Below are 14,221 nucleotides of genomic sequence, written 5' to 3'. Positions count from 1 at the left end.
TTCTGCGACGAACCGGTATCCGCTCCGTCGGAAAACGCTCTAGCGGCCGAAGATGCCCTTCAGGAACTGCGCCGTGCGGTTGCGCTTGCGCTTGCGCTCCAGCTCGGCCGCGTCCTTCACCCAGGCGACCTGCACCACCCGGCGCTCGCCCTCGAACGGGCGGTGGCCGTGCCAGGAATTGTCGGCGCGCAGGAAGGCGAACATCGTCCCCATGGTCGGCGGCACCTCGACCGCGTAGGGCTCGAACCGCTCGCCGTCGTAGAGCACCCGCAGGCGCCCGGCCTCCGGCGCGTCCCACTCGTCGTTCATGTAGACGAGCAGCGTCATCACCTTCGAGGGGCCGTCGGTGTGGATCGCGCCGTATTTCGGCTGCGAGCGGCGCATGATCGTGGTGAGCCGCGGGCAGGAGACGAGGTCGATGCCGAACTTCTCGCCCAGCACCCGCGAGAAGGCGTCGCTCTCCAGTTCCTCGATCAGGTCCTTGAAGCGGCCGGTGAGCTGCACCTCGTCCACCGTGAGGTAGCCGGGCTTGGCGATGGCCGGGAAGTCGCGCTTCAGCTCAGGCACCGCGTCCGGGCGCAGGACCTGCCGGCCGAGGAAGTACTGGTAGGGGTCGTGCGCCACGGGGGCGGCGCGCACGGCGTCGACATCGAGGATCGAGAGGGACGACATGGGAGCAATCGCACTCGTCAGGCTGGAGCATTCTCCGGCGAAGCGAATACCGGTTCGTCGGAGAAGACGCTGCAAGATCGAAGACCCGGAGCCGCCCCCGATCGCAACGCGATCGCGCGCGGCTCCAGGCGTGGGGCACGCGGAACACCGGCGGACCATCGGGGCGGATTGCGGCAGCGGCGGGGCACCGCGGCCCTTGGCTACGCGCCCCAGGTCTGGCCCCGTGCGTTCACGTCTCGGCGAGCGCGCGGGGGCGCGCACCGATGTTCGACGCCTTGCCGCAAGGGGACCGGGCTTGACGCGTGAACGGGGTTTAACTTGCAACGGCAACGGCGCCATGGTCCTGCCACGGGGCTGACCCATGGCGGGTCGGACGGCCGCGGGCTTCGGATGCCCTCGCGAGAGTCCCGCCGCGATGACGGCGACCGGGAGCGTCGCGAGAGGCACGCGAGGCCAGGCGCTCCCGACCGCCACCGAATCACCGGCCCGCCGCCTTGAGAGGCGGGCCCGCATGAGGCCCGCCCGCCGGGCGGCCCGGAGACCGCGATGCACGGCTTGAAGCAGGCCCTCCTGCAGATCTGGCGCCTGGCCTATCCCTACTACACGACCCGCGAGGTCACGACGGTGCGGCTGTGGCCGCTGCCGGCGGTGAAGATGCAGGAACGCTGGGTCGCGCTGACCATGGCGGCCCTGGTGATCGGCATCGAGTTCGCTCAGGTCGCGATCAACGTCCGCCTGTCGTACTTCAACCGCGACTGGTTCAACGCCATCCAGAGCAAGGATGCGGCGGCGTTCTGGTCGCTCCTGTTCTCGGTGTTCTGCCTCTGGGCCGCGGTCTACGTGGCGAGCGCCATCATCCAGTACGTGATCCAGTCGTTCCTGCGCATCCGCTGGCGGGCCTGGATGACGCGGCACTACGTCGACCGCTGGCTCGGCAACGACACCCATTACCGCATGGGCTTCTCCGGTGCCCAGGCCGACAACCCCGACCAGCGCATCGCCGACGACATCGACCAGTTCACCCAGACGACGCAGTCGCTGACCATCAGCTTCCTGTCGGCGGTGTCGAACCTGATCTCGTTCTCGGTGATCCTGTGGAACATCTCGGCCGCCTTCACGGTGCCGGGGATCGACTGGCACGTGCCGGGCTTCCTGGTCTGGGGCGCGCTGATCTATTCGGCGCTCGTCACCTGGATCACCCACCGCATCGGCAAGGCGCTGGTCGGGCTCAACTTCGAGCAGCAGCGCCGCGAGGCGGATTTCCGCTTCTCGCTCGCCCGCCTGCGCGAATACGGCGAGCAGGTGGCGCTCCTCGGCGGCTCCCGGGCCGAGAAGGTCTCGCTCGGTGACCGCTTCTCCGCCCTGATCCAGAATTTCTATGCCATCGTCGACCGCCGCAAGAAGCTCGCCGCCTTCACGGTCAGCTACCAGCAGGTCAACGTGGTGATCCCCTACATCCTGGTGGCGCCGTACTACTTTGCCGGCCAGATCCCGCTCGGGGTGATGACGCAGACCGCCGGCGCGTTCTCGCGCGTCGAGAGCACGATGTCGTTCTTCATCACGTTCTACGTGACTTTGGCCGACTACAAGGCGCAGGTCGACCGGCTCACCACCTTCGACGCGGCGATGAACCGGGCCGACGCGATGGCGGCGGGCAGCGCGCTGGCGGTCGGGCCGGCGAGCGGGGCGGGTCTCCACCTCAAGGGCCTCGCCCTCGACCTGCCGGACGGGCGGCGCATCGCCGAGGCGCCCGCCCTCTCGTTCCGGCCGGGCGAGACGACGCTGCTCACCGGCCCCTCGGGCTCGGGCAAGTCGACGCTGTTTCGCGCCATCGCGGGCATCTGGCCCTTCGGCGAGGGCTCGGTCACGACGCCGGAGGGCGCGCGCCTGATGCTGCTGCCGCAGCGGCCCTACCTGCCGATGGGGACCTTGCGCGCCGCCACGACCTATCCGGAGCCCGCCGGGCGCCACGACGACGCGGCGGTCCGGGCGGCCCTCGAGGCGGCGCGGCTGCCGCACCTGGCGGATCGCCTCGACGAAGAGGCGCCCTGGGCGCAGGCCCTGTCGCTCGGCGAGCAGCAGCGCCTCGCCGTCGCCCGGGCGCTGCTCGCCAGGCCCGACTGGCTCTTCCTCGACGAGGCCACCGCCGCCCTCGACGAGCCGACCGAGGCCGCGCTCTACCGCATGCTGCGCACGGAGCTTCCGGACACCACCATCGTGTCGATCGGCCACCGCTCGACGCTGACCGCCTTCCACGACCGGCGGATCGACATGACCCGCCGCGAGGACGGCCGCTTCGTGCCGACCGACCTCGCCGCGGCGGTGCCAGCAGAGTAGTCGGAGCGAGGAGCCGGAGACGGGGCGACGAAGCGCCTTGACGCGCCGCGTCGCCCCGCCTAGAAGCCGGCTCACAGGGCGCGTAGCTCAGCGGGAGAGCATTCGCTTCACACGCGAAGGGTCACAGGTTCAATCCCTGTCGCGCCCACCACCCTTTTTAGAGTTGGATGGCTTCGATCCCGGCGTCCCGTCGCCGAGCGATCCTGCCATCGAGACAGGTTCGGTCCGCGATTCGGCTCTTACGCCGCATCACACCCCGCACGGGACCGATCGGCGGGCGCGTAGCTCAGCGGGAGAGCATTCGCTTCACACGCGAAGGGTCACAGGTTCAATCCCTGTCGCGCCCACCACTTCTTTCTCCAGATTTTCGATCCGCTAGGGTTTCGTCCGGCGATCTTGCTCACGTGACACGACAGCAGCCTGAAGCCTGCAGGCGATGGGGCTCTCCCACCCTCAACCTCATCCTGAGGTGTCAGTCGATCGAAGATCGACTGACCTCGAAGGAGGGCTCCAGAAGCCTCTGCGATCCCTGGAGCCCTCCTTCGAGGCCCACTGCGTGGGCACCTCAGGATGAGGTCGCGGGTGGGAAAGACCAAAGCCTCACGTGAACGGTCCTGTCGTGTACCGTGGCCATCGCTGCCCCCTCAGGGTCACCCTGGGGTCCCGCCTGCGGCAGGACCCCGGATGACGATGGAGCGTGTCAGGCCACGCCCGGATCCAGCCGCCGCACCGCCTCGTACAGCGCCTCGAAATGCTGGATCACCACGTCCGGCTCCAGCTCCTCCACCGGCACGTCGGTATATCCGAACGGCACCGCCACCACCGGGATGCCGGCAGCCTTGGCGGTGGCGACGTCGGTGCGCGAATCGCCCACCATCACGGCCCGGGCCGGATCGCCGCCGGCCCGCACGATCGTCTCGGTGAGGTGGCGCGGATCGGGCTTGAAGTAGGGAAATGTATCGCGGCCGCAGATCGCCGCGAAGCGTCCATGGATCCCGAGCAGCTCCAGGAGCCGGACCGAGTGGTCCTCCGGCTTGTTGGTGCAGACCGCGAGCCGGTAGCCCGCCGCCTCCAGCCGGTCGAGGGAGTCCACGACGCCGGGAAAGAGATGCGACACCTCGCAGAGATGCTGGCCGTAATGGGCCAGGAACACCCGGAAGAGTTCGTCGAGCCGGGTCGGGGTCAGTTCGCGTCCGCCCGCCGCGAAGCCGCGCTGGATCAGCGCCCGCGCCCCCGCCCCGATCAGCTCCCGCGCCTGCGAGACCGCCACGGACGGCAATCCCTCCCGCTCCAGGATCATGTTGAGCGTGCCGATCAGGTCGCCCGCGGTCTCCGCGAGGGTGCCGTCGAGGTCGAACACGACGATCGGCGGCAGGGCGTCGGGGCTGGTGGTCGGCATAGTCTCTCGCTGGCTCAAGGCGTCGGGACGCCTCCCATACAGGCGGGCGAAGCGGGGCGGAACCCGTGGGCGAGGCAAGCCCGGGACAAGCGGGGCCGAGCTATAACAGCCCGAAACGGACGAGTCGGCCGCCGCGCAGGCATGGGCCGTCGTCGCGATGCGTGCGAGGAGCGGCCGCCATGCTGGGGATTGCGGGTTATCGGATCAGGGCCGCCGGAATCGCGGCCGGGCTGCTCGCCGCGGGCGCGGCGCATGCCGCCTCCTACGAGTTCGTGCCGGCCCCCCAGGCCGATCTCAACCGGGTCTACCGGGTCGACAAGGCCACCGGCGAGGTCATCTCCTGCCAGTACGGGTTGCAGGAGAACACGATCGGCACCACCCTGTGCTTCGGCCCCGGCGAGGGCGCCGGCCCCCAGGCCCCGTCCGATTACAGCCTGGTCGCCTCGCGTCACCTGCGCGAGGCCGGCGTCTTCCGGGTCAACCAGCGCACCGGCGCGATGAGCATCTGCTACGTCCTCGACGACGCCGTGGTCTGCACCCCCCAGGGCAATGCCGGCAGCGCGGCGCCGGCGGCCAAGCCTTGAACGATTCGAGGCGGCGGGCGCGCGGATCCACGACGGGTCACGTCGTGCGCGGCCCAGCGGCCCGCTCCCATTCCCCAATGATCTCGTGCCCGCCGCAATCGACGGCCGTATAGACGGTCTCGCCGTCGATCAGGTCCGGCCGCAGGCGCAGCTGACGCTCCTGCGGGGCGCGCTGGAAGCGGATGAGCCGGTTGATGACATGCTCGCGCCGCCCCTCGGACAGGAGGGCGAGCCGCTCCCGGAAGCGGTCCGAGAGCCGGAGTGCCACCATCAGGCCGCCGGCGCGCGCAGATACTCCTCGAGCGCGGCCGGATCGGTGAAGATCGGGCCGGACCGCGCGGCAGGATCGTAGGTCGCGCGGAGCGCCCGCAAAGCCAGGATGAGGTCGAAGCGAATCAGGCAGGACCGCGCATAGGCGGCAAACAGGCGGTCGCGCTCGGCGGTGAGCCGCGCGCCCTCGTCGGGCGCGCGTGCCTTGACCTGCTTCAGGAACCGCCGGGTTCGCTTCTCCTGGCTGCGGAACGTCGCGGCCTGGGCGTCGGTCTGTTCCGTGAGCAGGTCGATCAGCCGGTCGAGCTGGCGCAGATCCTGTGTCGTGACCGGCCCCTTCTCCATCCGAAGCCGAAGCGCATCGACCTGAGCCTCGGCGTCGCGCGCCCATTCGGCGTTCCATCGTTCCGCATCGCGGACCAGCCGTTCGGACGCGCGCGCCGTGGCCGCGCCCCGCACGGCAAGGTGAGGCGAGACGATCGCCGGAGGCTGGCGGCTGAGATGATACGTCAGGTCGATGATCGCGGCATCGATCATGGGCTTGCCTCGTCGGACCGAGTCTAGCATCGGCATCGTCTCCCGGCGAGGCCGGATCGCCGCTTCCGCCTCCCCTGGCCCCGTGCTAGGGGGCCTCTCGATCAGCGGGGCCGGCCGTGAGGACGCCCCGCCCGCCTTGCTGTCGCCCCAGGGGTGCGTCACGGCGGACGAGACAATCGAATCGAGACGCCATGCCGATGTCCCAGATCCGTCAATCCCGCGGAGGCCGGCGGTGAGCCCCGCCGAGCTCAAGCGCGCCGCCGCCGCCCGGGCGGTCGGGCTGGTCGAGGACGGCATGCGCCTCGGCCTCGGCACCGGCTCGACCGCGACCCTGTTCGTCGAGCTTCTCGGCGAGAAGGTGCGGGCCGGGCTCAAGGTCGTCGGCGTGCCGACCTCCGAGGCGACGCGCCGGGCCGCCGAGGCGGCGGGAATCCCGCTCACCACTCTCGACGAGACGCCCGACCTCGACCTCACGGTCGACGGCGCCGACGAGATCGACCCGCAGCTCCGCCTCATCAAGGGCGGCGGCGGCGCGCTGCTGCGCGAAAAGATCGTGGCGGCGGCGAGCCGGCGCATGGTGGTGATCGTCGACGGGGCCAAGCGCGTCGAGACGCTGGGGCGCTTCCCCCTGCCGATCGAGGTGGTGCCCTTCGGCCTCGTCGCCACCACGCTCGCGGTCGCGGCGGCGATCCGCTCCGCCGGCTGCGCCGGGCCGCTCTCCGTCCGCAAGGGCACCGACGGCGCGCCGTTCCTGACCGATGGCGGCCACCTGATCCTCGATGCCGGCTTGTCCCGCATCCCCGATCCGGAGGCCTTGGCCCGCGCCCTCGTGGCGGTGCCGGGCGTGGTCGAGCACGGCCTGTTCCTCGGCCTCGCCACCGGCGCGATCGTCGCGGAGGCGGCCGACGGCCAGCCCCGCATCGTCACCCTCGGGGCGGCCTGACGCGCCGCCCGCCTCGTTCGTCACGGCCGCCCCCGAGCGGGCGCCGCCTTCCGGAGCCAATCGATGTCCCCGCGCCGTACCCGACTCCTCCTGGCGGGTCTCCTCGCCGTGTCCGTGTCGAGCCCCGCCCTCGCCCAGACGAAGCCCGCCGCCCCGGCAGCACCCGCCGCGCCGCAGCAGGCCGCGATCACCCCGAGCCACCTCGCGCTGGCCAAGGAGGTGATGCTCTCCTCCGGCATCGCCCGCTCGTTCGACTCGATCCTCCCGGCCTTCGGCGAGCAGATCAGGCAGGCGGCGGTCACCCGGCCCGAGCTGACCAAGGACCTCAACGACGTCATCGAGAAGCTGCAGCCCGAGCTGGAGCTGCAGAAGCAGCGCATCATCGAGACCGCCTCGCGCATCTACGCCAACAAGCTCACTGAAGCCGAGCTGCGCGACATCGCCACCTTCTTCCGTTCGCCCGCCGGCAAGCGCTACGTCGAGACCCAACCCCAGGTGCTCGACGACATGGTGCAGGCGATGCAGACCTGGACCCAGGAGGTCTCGGAATACATGATGGTCCGGGTGCGGGCCGAGATGGGCAAGCGCGGCCACCAGCTGCAGTGACCGCCCGCACGGCCGGAGAGCGGGCCGAGACGCTCGATCGTCTCGGCGCGATCGTCATCGCCGCCCTGCCGGCCTGCATGGCCGTGGCGAACCGGTCGAGCCCGGTAGTGGTCGGCCTCGCCGGGCTCCTGCTGCTCGCAGGTGCAGCTTTGGCCGGGCGTCCGCTGCGGGCGCCCCTCGTCGCGCCGCTCGCGACGCCGGTCGGGATCGCGGCGCTCGCCTTCCTGGCGTGGTGCGGATTGAGCCTCGCCTGGAGCCCGCTGCCGGGCCTGTCGCTGCGCACCCTGTCCGAGTTCCTGCCGGCGCTCGCCGGCGCCTACCTGGTGGCGCGCCTGGCGCCGCCGCATCTGGCCAGCGTCGCCGGGCCGGCGGCCTGGGTGATGATCGCGACCTGTGCCTACGTGGTGGCGGACCTCGCCTCCGGGCTGATGATCCGCGAGGCGTTGGGGCAACGCGTCGCCGCCTTCGCGTTCAACCGGCCGCTCCTCATCATGATGCTGCTGGCCTTCCCCCTGGTGGCGTTCCTCGCCGCCACCGGGCGGCGCGGCCTTGCGGCGCTCGTGGCTGCATGTCTCGCCGTGGCGGCCTGGCGTTCGGTCAGCGGCGCGACGGTGCTGGGGCTCGCCGCCGGCGCACTCACCGTCTGCGCGTTGCGCTGGCTGCCCGCCCGGGCCGGGATCGGCCTCACCGGCGCCGCCCTCCTCGGGGCGCTGATCCTCGCGCCGGTCGAGGGCGATCTCCTGGCCCGCACCATGCCGGAGGCTTTGCACCAGCGGCTCGCCGGCAGTTCCACCCGGGCCCGGGTCGCCATCGCCCGCAGCTTCGGCGCGGCGGTCGCCGCCGATCCCTGGCGCGGGGCCGGCTACGGCACATCCGGGCGCTTCCAGGACGTGCCGGCGGCCGAGCGGATCGAGCCCGAGATGCGCTTCATGCTGGCGGTCGGGCATCCGCATAACAGCTTCCTGCAGGTCTGGGCCGAGCTGGGCGTCGTCGGCGCGACGCTCGCCGCACTCGTCCTGGTCCTGACCTTGCGCGCCCTGTCGGCCTGGACGACGGTCCCGCGCAGCACCGCGCTCGCGCTGCTGGCGTGCGCCGGCATCGTCGCCTTCGTCGAGCACGGCGCCTGGCAGGCCTGGTGGACCGCCGGGGTCGGCGCCGCCATCGCCTGGCTGCGCGCCTTGCAGTATCAGTCGCAAGATCTAACGGACGAGCGGTGAGCCCCATGACCGAGACCCGAGACCAGGCTTTCGGCGAGCAAGAGTTCGATGTGGATCTGTTCGTGATCGGCGGCGGCTCCGGCGGGGTGCGGGCGGCGCGCATCGCCGCCGGCTACGGCGCGCGGGTGCAGCTCGCGGAAGAGTACCGGGTCGGCGGCACCTGCGTGATCCGCGGCTGCGTGCCGAAGAAGCTGATGGTCTATGCCGGGCGCTTCGCCGACGAGTTCGAGGATGCCGCCGGCTTCGGCTGGGAGGTCGGCACCCCGCGCTTCGACTGGGCGACCCTGAAGGCCAGGCGCGACGCCGAGGTGACGCGGCTGGAGAGCATCTACGCCACCAACCTGATGCGGGCCGGCGTCGAGGTGGTGGCCGATCGGGCGGTGATCGAGGATCCGCACACGGTGCGCCTGGTCCGCTCCGGCACCCGGGTGCGCGCCCGACACATCCTGGTCGCGGTCGGCGCGCACCCGGTGAAGGAGCCGCTGATCCCCGGCGCCGAGCTCGCCATCACGTCGAACGAGGTGTTCGAGCTGGAGACCCAGCCCGAGCGGATCCTTGTGGTCGGCGGCGGCTACATCGCGGTCGAGTTCGCGGGCGTGTTCGCGTCCTTGGGCACCCGCACCACCCTGCTCCACCGCGGCGACCGGCTGCTGCGCGGCTTCGACGGCGAGATCCGCCAGGCCCTCGGCGAGGCCTACGCCAAGCGGATGGACCTGCGCCTCAACACCACCGTGCACCGCCTCGACCGGCGCGACGGCGCGATTTGCGCCACCCTGAACGACGGCAGCGAGATCCTGGTCGACCAGGTGCTGGTGGCGACCGGGCGGCGCCCCAACGTCGCCGGCCTCGGGCTGGAGAAGGCGGGCATCACCCTGGATTCGGTCGGGGCGATCCCCGTCGACCGGTTCTCGCAGACCGCCGCGCCCTCGATCTACGCCGTCGGCGACGTGACCAACCGCGCCGCTCTCACCCCGATCGCGATCCGCGAGGGCCACGCCTTCGCCGACACGGTGTTCGGCCAGAAACCCTGGGCGGTCGACCACGACCTGATCCCGACCGCGGTGTTCTCGACCCCGGAGATCGGCGTCGTCGGCCACGGCGAGGAGGTGGCGCGGCGTCTCTGCGGCGAGATCGACGTCTACGAGGCCCGGTTCCGGCCGATGAAGGCGACCCTGTCGGGCCGCGACGAGCGGATCCTGATGAAGATCATCGTCGAGCGGGCGACCGACAAGGTCGTCGGCGTCCACGTGCTCGGCCACGATGCCGGCGAGATCATCCAGGCGGTCGGCATCGCGGTGACGATGGGCGCCAAGAAGGCCGATTTCGACCGCACCATCGCAGTCCACCCGACGGCCGGCGAGGAACTGGTGACGATGCGCACCCCCTCGGTGGTCAAGCAGCCGGTGGCGGTGGGGTGAGCCAGTTTCCATTGATGCGGGACGCCCTCAGAACGGCGACCCGTATGTCAGGCTCAGCGCCCGCGGGTCGCCGGCCACCCGCGCCGGGTACGAGATCGTGCGGATCCGGGCCGGATCGGCCTCGATCGCGATCATGCGGATCAGGCTCGCCCGGGCGAGGTCGTGCTCGCTCGGCGCGGCCTCGCCCGGGCCGCGGGTTTGCGCCAGGCAGGCGGTGAACGGACAGGTCGCGTAGTCGGCGAGCGGATAGGGATGCCAGCCGTCGGAACCGAGCGGGCTCGGGCGTTCCAGGATCCACTCGGCGGTGGCGCCCGAGACGTGCCGCCCGCCCGGGGCCGCGACGTCGAAGGCCTGGAGCATCGTGCCGGTGGTCTCGTTCTTCAGGTTGAACCGCACCGTCGCGGGGTCGAGGAGCGTGAGCATCGCCGAGACCTCGTCGCCGGGCGCGACGTCGAGGCCGAGGGTCTGGGGCGCGTGCTCCTCGCCCCGGGCCCACCATTGCACCCACGCCTCGTAATGGGCGCCGGCGCCGTCCCAGGCCTGCAGCGTGCCGATCTGCGGCAGGCTGGCATTGCGGTAGAAGCCCTGGCCGTCGAAGCCGATCCAGGCCGAGGCACGCGCCGGCCGGCCGGCCGCGCCCGACACCGCGGGCACGCGCCAGCGCGCCATCACGCCCACGAGGCTGCGGGCGCCCTCGGCCGCGAGCGACCCGCCCGACCAGTTGACGCTGCGGCCCGCCGGGACGAGGCCGTGGGTGCGGACGGTCACCGGCCCGGGCGCCGCGCCCGGCGGCACCGCCTCGACGAAGAGCAGGGGCCGGCCGGCGGGCGGGGCCAGGAAGGCACGGCGGAACGCCGCCGCCGCCGGGCCGTCCCCGGGCCGCGGCGCCGGCAGGCCGTAGCGCAGGACCAGGGTGGGCTGCGCCGTCGACGGGTCGAAACCGGCGGGCGGCAGCGGCAGCGGCCGGATCGGCAGCGGCGACGGGGGCTTGAGTAGAGGCTGCTTGGGTAGAGGCTGCTTGGGGGGTTGGGTCATCGCGTCCACCTCCCTGATCACGGCGCGTCCTAAGGCAGGACCAACTCGGGGTTGAACTCCCGGGCGGCCTTGATGACGGCATCGCCGAAGGCCGGCAGGGCATAGTCCGCCCGGGCGAGCCCGGTGCCGGCATGCTGCGACAGGACCCGGAACGCCGCGTCGGCGAGGACGCGGCCGGCGGTCGAATCGCTGGGGTAGTGCAGCCCGGCGATCTCGCGGTTGCGGGCGATGCGCCGGGCGAGCGCCTTGAGCGTCGCGTTGGCCGGCAGGCGCTCGGCGTAGGGCAGGCCGGCGAGGCGCAGCGCATAGGCCACGCAGCGGGCCATCAGCCGCGCCTGGGTGGCGTGGCCGCTCGGGAACGAGGCATGCCCGGGCACCGGCACGGGCGGCAGCAGGGCCGGGCACAGGAAGGAGGGCCGCGGCCGGTCGAACGCCTCCTTGAAGCGCAGGGCCGCGAACGAGCCGACGAGGCTCGCCGCGTGCAGCACCCGGTAGGTGCGCGGATGCGAGCCCGGCGTGATCGACAGGGCCTCCATGAAGGCGGTGACGAACTCGACGTCCTGGGCCAGGATCTCGCCCAGGGCGGCGGCGCGCTCGTTGCGCGCCATCGCCACGAGTTCGTCGAGCTCGATCTCCTGGTCGGTCTTCAGGTGGGCGGGGTCCTTGGTCTTGAGGTTCAGGGCGAGGAGGATCCCGGCGAGGTGGTCGCTGAGCGCGTCGGTGTCCCAGGCGGACGCGGCGAACTCGCGCAGCACCCGGTAGGCGTACCAGCGCCCGGCCCAGGCGCGGTTCTCGAAGGCCAGGGAGCGGCCGTTCGGCGTGTCGGCGGCGCGGAAGGCGAGCGTCTTGCGGGTGTCCCCCGGCGGGGTCTCGTCGCGGATGAACACCCGGCGCCGCAGGGAGCCGATCTCCTCGCCGGTCCCCGTCACCTCGAGGGAGAACGGGAAATCGGCCCGGTCGGGCACGAACCAGCCGCCGCCGGCATCGCCGTCGAGGCCTGCATTGCCGGTATTGCCCGTATTGCCGGTGTTGCCCGTATTCCCCGTGTTGCCGGTCATCGCTCCCCTCCCCGGCTCAAGTTCCAGTCTCGCGTCCCAGTCTCGCCCGTCCGGCCCGGACCTTCCGGGAAGCCGGGATGAGGCCGTTCCGGATGGTGCCGCCGGCCCGCATCCGGGCCAGACCCGCTTCCGGCGCAGGCCGCTCATCCTTTCGGCGAGGGTCGCCTCGTTCCCCTCACTCGGGCAGCCCGGCCGCCCGCAGATGGTCGAGCCAGCGCGTCAGGACCGGCGGGGCGAAGGGGCAGCGCGGCGCGTAGACGCTCAGACGGAAATCCGGCTGCAGCCGCATCAGCTCGCCCGCCGCCTCCCGCGCCTCCGGCAACCGGCCGGCCGCCGCCAGGCTCGCCGCGAGGATACGCAGGGTGAAGCGGATGGCGCGGTTGCGGGCCACCGCGCTCAAGCCCCAGGCGACCGCCTCGTCGTAGTCGCCCGCGACGTAGTGCGCCTGGGCGAGCAGGCCCTCGTGCCAGAAGGTGTAGGGGTCGCTCGGCGCCAGGCGCTGGCCCTCCTCGCCGTGCCGCACCGCCAGCCGGCCGTCGCCGGCAAAGCCGTGGGCGGCGCTGCTCATCGTCCAGGCGATGGCGACGCTCGGGCCGGCCTCGATCGCCCGGTCGAGGAAGCGCCGGGCCGTCGCGGGGTCGCGCAGGCTGAAGGCCTGGACGTGGCCGTAGATCGCCAGCGCCAGGGGATCGTCGCCGTCCCGCGCGATCGCCGCCCGGGCCCGCTCCGCCGCCGCCCGTCCGTCGCCGTCGGGATCGGGCGAGCCCATCTCGCCGACCCGCAGGACGTGCCACCAGGCCGCGTAGGCGAAGGGCGGCGCGTAGGAGGGATCGAGGGCGATCGCCTGCTGCAGCAGCCCCCCGGCCCGGGCGAAGCTGTCGGGATCCATCTTGTGGAGCTGGTCGAGGGCCTGGAGCAGCAGGTCGTAGCTCGTCAGGCTCGCCGGGTGCTTGCGCAGGGCCCGCTGCAGCTCGCGCTCGCGCACATGCGGCGCGAGGTGGCGGATCAGCTTGAGGGCGATGGCATCCTGGAGGGCGAAGACCTGGTCGACGAGGCCCTCGTGATGGTCGGCGCTGACGACCGCGCCGGTGCCGCACTCGATCAGCGTGGTGCAGACCCGCAGCCGGCCGCCATGGTGCTGGATCGCCCCGTCCATGACGTAGCGCACGCCGAGGCGGCGCCCGAACGCCGCCGGGTCGGTGTGCCGGCGGCGATAGGCCAGGGTCGAGCCGCGGGAGATCACGAACAGGTCGCGCAAGGACGACAGGGCGCGCACGATCCAGTCGGTGAAGCCGTCGGCCAGGGTCGGGCGGCCCGGCTGGCCGCCCCGGAACGGCAGCACCGCGATCGAGGCCCGCGCCTCGGTGCCCGGCGCGCTCTCGCCGGTGCGCGGGCCGGAGCCGGCCCGCAGGGCGAAGACCTGCACCGGCCGGGCGTGGTTGCGCAGGGGCAGCGGCCCGAGATCGATCGCCCGCGCCCTCGCCTCGGCACTCGCCGCGGCGAACACCGCCTCCGACACGATCACGTCGCCGGCCTCGGCATAGGCCTGCAGGCGGGCCGCCACGTTGACGCCGTCGCCGAACACGTCGCCGTCCTCGACGATGACCTCGGCGAGGTTGACCCCCATCCGGAACAGGAGCCGCGACTCCTCGGGATCGTCTTCGGTCGCCCGGGCGATCCGGCGCTGGAGCGCGAGGGCGCAATCCGCCGCCGGAGCGGCCGCCGGGAAGGCGGCGATGAAGCCGTCGCCGGTGTTCTTGACGATCCGGCCGCCATGGGCGGCGACCCCGGGATCGATGATCCCGCCGCGCAGGGCCTTCAGGCGGCGGAACGTCGCCTCCTCGGCGATCTCGCTCAGCCGGGTATAGCCGACCACGTCGGCGACCAGGATGGCGGCGAGGCAGCGCTCCATCCCGCCCGGCGCGCCCGTTCCGGGTGCCGCGGCGGCGGGGCCGGCCGGCGGCGGCGATCGTCGGCGCCCGCTCATCGCGGCAGGCCTCGCGCGATCGAAGAGCGAACAATCCGAAGCGTTGCGGCGGAGCTGATGATCAATATAGAGGCAATCATGGCGGCACCGATCCGGTGCGAAGACTGTCATGTACTGACGATCGGATCCAGCGGCAAGTGAGGCCGGGGACAAGCACA

The 14,221-nt window shown here is 72.1% G+C and carries 13 protein-coding genes and 2 tRNA genes; 8 read left to right on the top strand and 7 right to left on the bottom strand.

What is annotated here, in order from left to right:
• Positions 1-39 precede the first annotated feature (39 nt).
• On the bottom strand, positions 40-672 hold the full coding sequence (locus AC3AOF_RS06480) for a 2OG-Fe(II) oxygenase (protein WP_488348005.1): 633 nt from the start codon (positions 670-672) through the stop codon (positions 40-42).
• A 546-nt stretch (positions 673-1,218) separates the two neighbouring features.
• Here AC3AOF_RS06480 and AC3AOF_RS06475 point away from each other — a divergent pair.
• The 3 genes from AC3AOF_RS06475 (at position 1,219) to AC3AOF_RS06465 (ending at position 3,359) form a co-directional block, all read left to right on the top strand.
• Positions 1,219-3,009, top strand: a complete 1,791-nt coding sequence (locus tag AC3AOF_RS06475) for an ABC transporter ATP-binding protein/permease (RefSeq protein ID WP_488348004.1) — start codon at positions 1,219-1,221, stop codon at positions 3,007-3,009.
• A 76-nt stretch (positions 3,010-3,085) separates the two neighbouring features.
• Positions 3,086-3,160, top strand: a tRNA-Val gene (locus AC3AOF_RS06470).
• Positions 3,161-3,284: 124 nt separating this feature from the next.
• Positions 3,285-3,359: transfer RNA gene (locus AC3AOF_RS06465), tRNA-Val, on the top strand.
• A 350-nt stretch (positions 3,360-3,709) separates the two neighbouring features.
• Here the strand turns inward: AC3AOF_RS06465 and gph are convergent.
• Positions 3,710-4,408: a phosphoglycolate phosphatase gene (gene gph, locus AC3AOF_RS06460; protein WP_236991548.1), complete on the bottom strand. Its 699-nt coding sequence runs from the start codon at positions 4,406-4,408 to the stop codon at positions 3,710-3,712.
• A 179-nt stretch (positions 4,409-4,587) separates the two neighbouring features.
• On the opposite strand from gph, the gene AC3AOF_RS06455 reads away from it, so the two are divergent.
• Entirely contained in the window at positions 4,588-4,992 is a 405-nt protein-coding gene (locus AC3AOF_RS06455) for a hypothetical protein (protein ID WP_236991549.1), read from the top strand.
• A 37-nt stretch (positions 4,993-5,029) separates the two neighbouring features.
• On the opposite strand, the gene AC3AOF_RS06450 is transcribed toward AC3AOF_RS06455, so the two are convergent.
• Together AC3AOF_RS06450 and AC3AOF_RS06445 are read right to left on the bottom strand one after the other, a co-directional pair.
• Positions 5,030-5,263, bottom strand: coding sequence for a hypothetical protein (locus AC3AOF_RS06450; protein ID WP_488348003.1), 234 nt, complete (start codon positions 5,261-5,263; stop codon positions 5,030-5,032).
• Positions 5,263-5,799, bottom strand: a complete 537-nt coding sequence (locus tag AC3AOF_RS06445; RefSeq protein ID WP_236991551.1) for a hypothetical protein — start codon at positions 5,797-5,799, stop codon at positions 5,263-5,265. Before AC3AOF_RS06445 ends, AC3AOF_RS06450 begins: the two co-directional genes overlap by 1 nt.
• 232 nt (positions 5,800-6,031) lie before the next feature.
• Between AC3AOF_RS06445 and rpiA the strand changes: the two genes are divergently transcribed.
• The 4 genes from rpiA (at position 6,032) to gor (ending at position 9,983) form a co-directional block, all read left to right on the top strand.
• Positions 6,032-6,742 carry a ribose-5-phosphate isomerase RpiA gene (rpiA, locus tag AC3AOF_RS06440; RefSeq protein WP_236991552.1) on the top strand — a complete coding sequence of 237 codons (711 nt, stop codon included), beginning with the start codon at positions 6,032-6,034 and terminating at the stop codon, positions 6,740-6,742.
• Positions 6,743-6,805: 63 nt separating this feature from the next.
• Positions 6,806-7,348, top strand: coding sequence for a DUF2059 domain-containing protein (locus AC3AOF_RS06435; RefSeq protein WP_236991553.1), 543 nt, complete (start codon positions 6,806-6,808; stop codon positions 7,346-7,348).
• The gene (locus AC3AOF_RS06430) at positions 7,345-8,565 is read left to right on the top strand and encodes an O-antigen ligase family protein (RefSeq protein ID WP_488348002.1); all 1,221 of its coding nucleotides are present in this window, start codon (positions 7,345-7,347) and stop codon (positions 8,563-8,565) included. Before AC3AOF_RS06435 ends, AC3AOF_RS06430 begins: the two co-directional genes overlap by 4 nt.
• Before the next feature lie 5 nt (positions 8,566-8,570).
• Entirely contained in the window at positions 8,571-9,983 is a 1,413-nt protein-coding gene (gene gor, locus AC3AOF_RS06425; protein ID WP_236991555.1) for a glutathione-disulfide reductase, read from the top strand.
• Between the two features lie 27 nt (positions 9,984-10,010).
• Here the strand turns inward: gor and AC3AOF_RS06420 are convergent, their stop codons facing one another.
• From AC3AOF_RS06420 to AC3AOF_RS06410, 3 genes are all read right to left on the bottom strand, one after another.
• Entirely contained in the window at positions 10,011-11,018 is a 1,008-nt protein-coding gene (locus AC3AOF_RS06420) for a G1 family glutamic endopeptidase (protein ID WP_488348001.1), read from the bottom strand.
• 29 nt (positions 11,019-11,047) lie between these two features.
• Entirely contained in the window at positions 11,048-12,076 is a 1,029-nt protein-coding gene (locus tag AC3AOF_RS06415; RefSeq protein WP_488348000.1) for a phosphatase PAP2 family protein, read from the bottom strand.
• A 175-nt stretch (positions 12,077-12,251) separates the two neighbouring features.
• Positions 12,252-14,063, bottom strand: a complete 1,812-nt coding sequence (locus AC3AOF_RS06410) for an adenylate/guanylate cyclase domain-containing protein (protein ID WP_488347999.1) — start codon at positions 14,061-14,063, stop codon at positions 12,252-12,254.
• Positions 14,064-14,221 lie beyond the last annotated feature (158 nt).

The sequence above is a fragment of the Methylobacterium sp. 142-1Y genome (assembly GCF_057747795.1).
Note: the sequence above shows the minus strand (reverse complement) of the source record. Positions and strands in the feature narration are given on the sequence as shown.

Coding starts and splice junctions, on each gene's coding strand:
- AC3AOF_RS06480 (WP_488348005.1), bottom strand. CDS start 672: ATGTCGTCCCTCTCGATCCTCGATGTCGACGCCGTGCGCGCCGCCCCC.
- AC3AOF_RS06475 (WP_488348004.1), top strand. CDS start 1,219: ATGCACGGCTTGAAGCAGGCCCTCCTGCAGATCTGGCGCCTGGCCTAT.
- gph (WP_236991548.1), bottom strand. CDS start 4,408: ATGCCGACCACCAGCCCCGACGCCCTGCCGCCGATCGTCGTGTTCGAC.
- AC3AOF_RS06455 (WP_236991549.1), top strand. CDS start 4,588: ATGCTGGGGATTGCGGGTTATCGGATCAGGGCCGCCGGAATCGCGGCC.
- AC3AOF_RS06450 (WP_488348003.1), bottom strand. CDS start 5,263: ATGGTGGCACTCCGGCTCTCGGACCGCTTCCGGGAGCGGCTCGCCCTC.
- AC3AOF_RS06445 (WP_236991551.1), bottom strand. CDS start 5,799: ATGATCGATGCCGCGATCATCGACCTGACGTATCATCTCAGCCGCCAG.
- AC3AOF_RS06435 (WP_236991553.1), top strand. CDS start 6,806: ATGTCCCCGCGCCGTACCCGACTCCTCCTGGCGGGTCTCCTCGCCGTG.
- gor (WP_236991555.1), top strand. CDS start 8,571: ATGACCGAGACCCGAGACCAGGCTTTCGGCGAGCAAGAGTTCGATGTG.
- AC3AOF_RS06420 (WP_488348001.1), bottom strand. CDS start 11,018: ATGACCCAACCCCCCAAGCAGCCTCTACCCAAGCAGCCTCTACTCAAG.
- AC3AOF_RS06415 (WP_488348000.1), bottom strand. CDS start 12,076: ATGACCGGCAACACGGGGAATACGGGCAACACCGGCAATACGGGCAAT.
- AC3AOF_RS06410 (WP_488347999.1), bottom strand. CDS start 14,063: ATGAGCGGGCGCCGACGATCGCCGCCGCCGGCCGGCCCCGCCGCCGCG.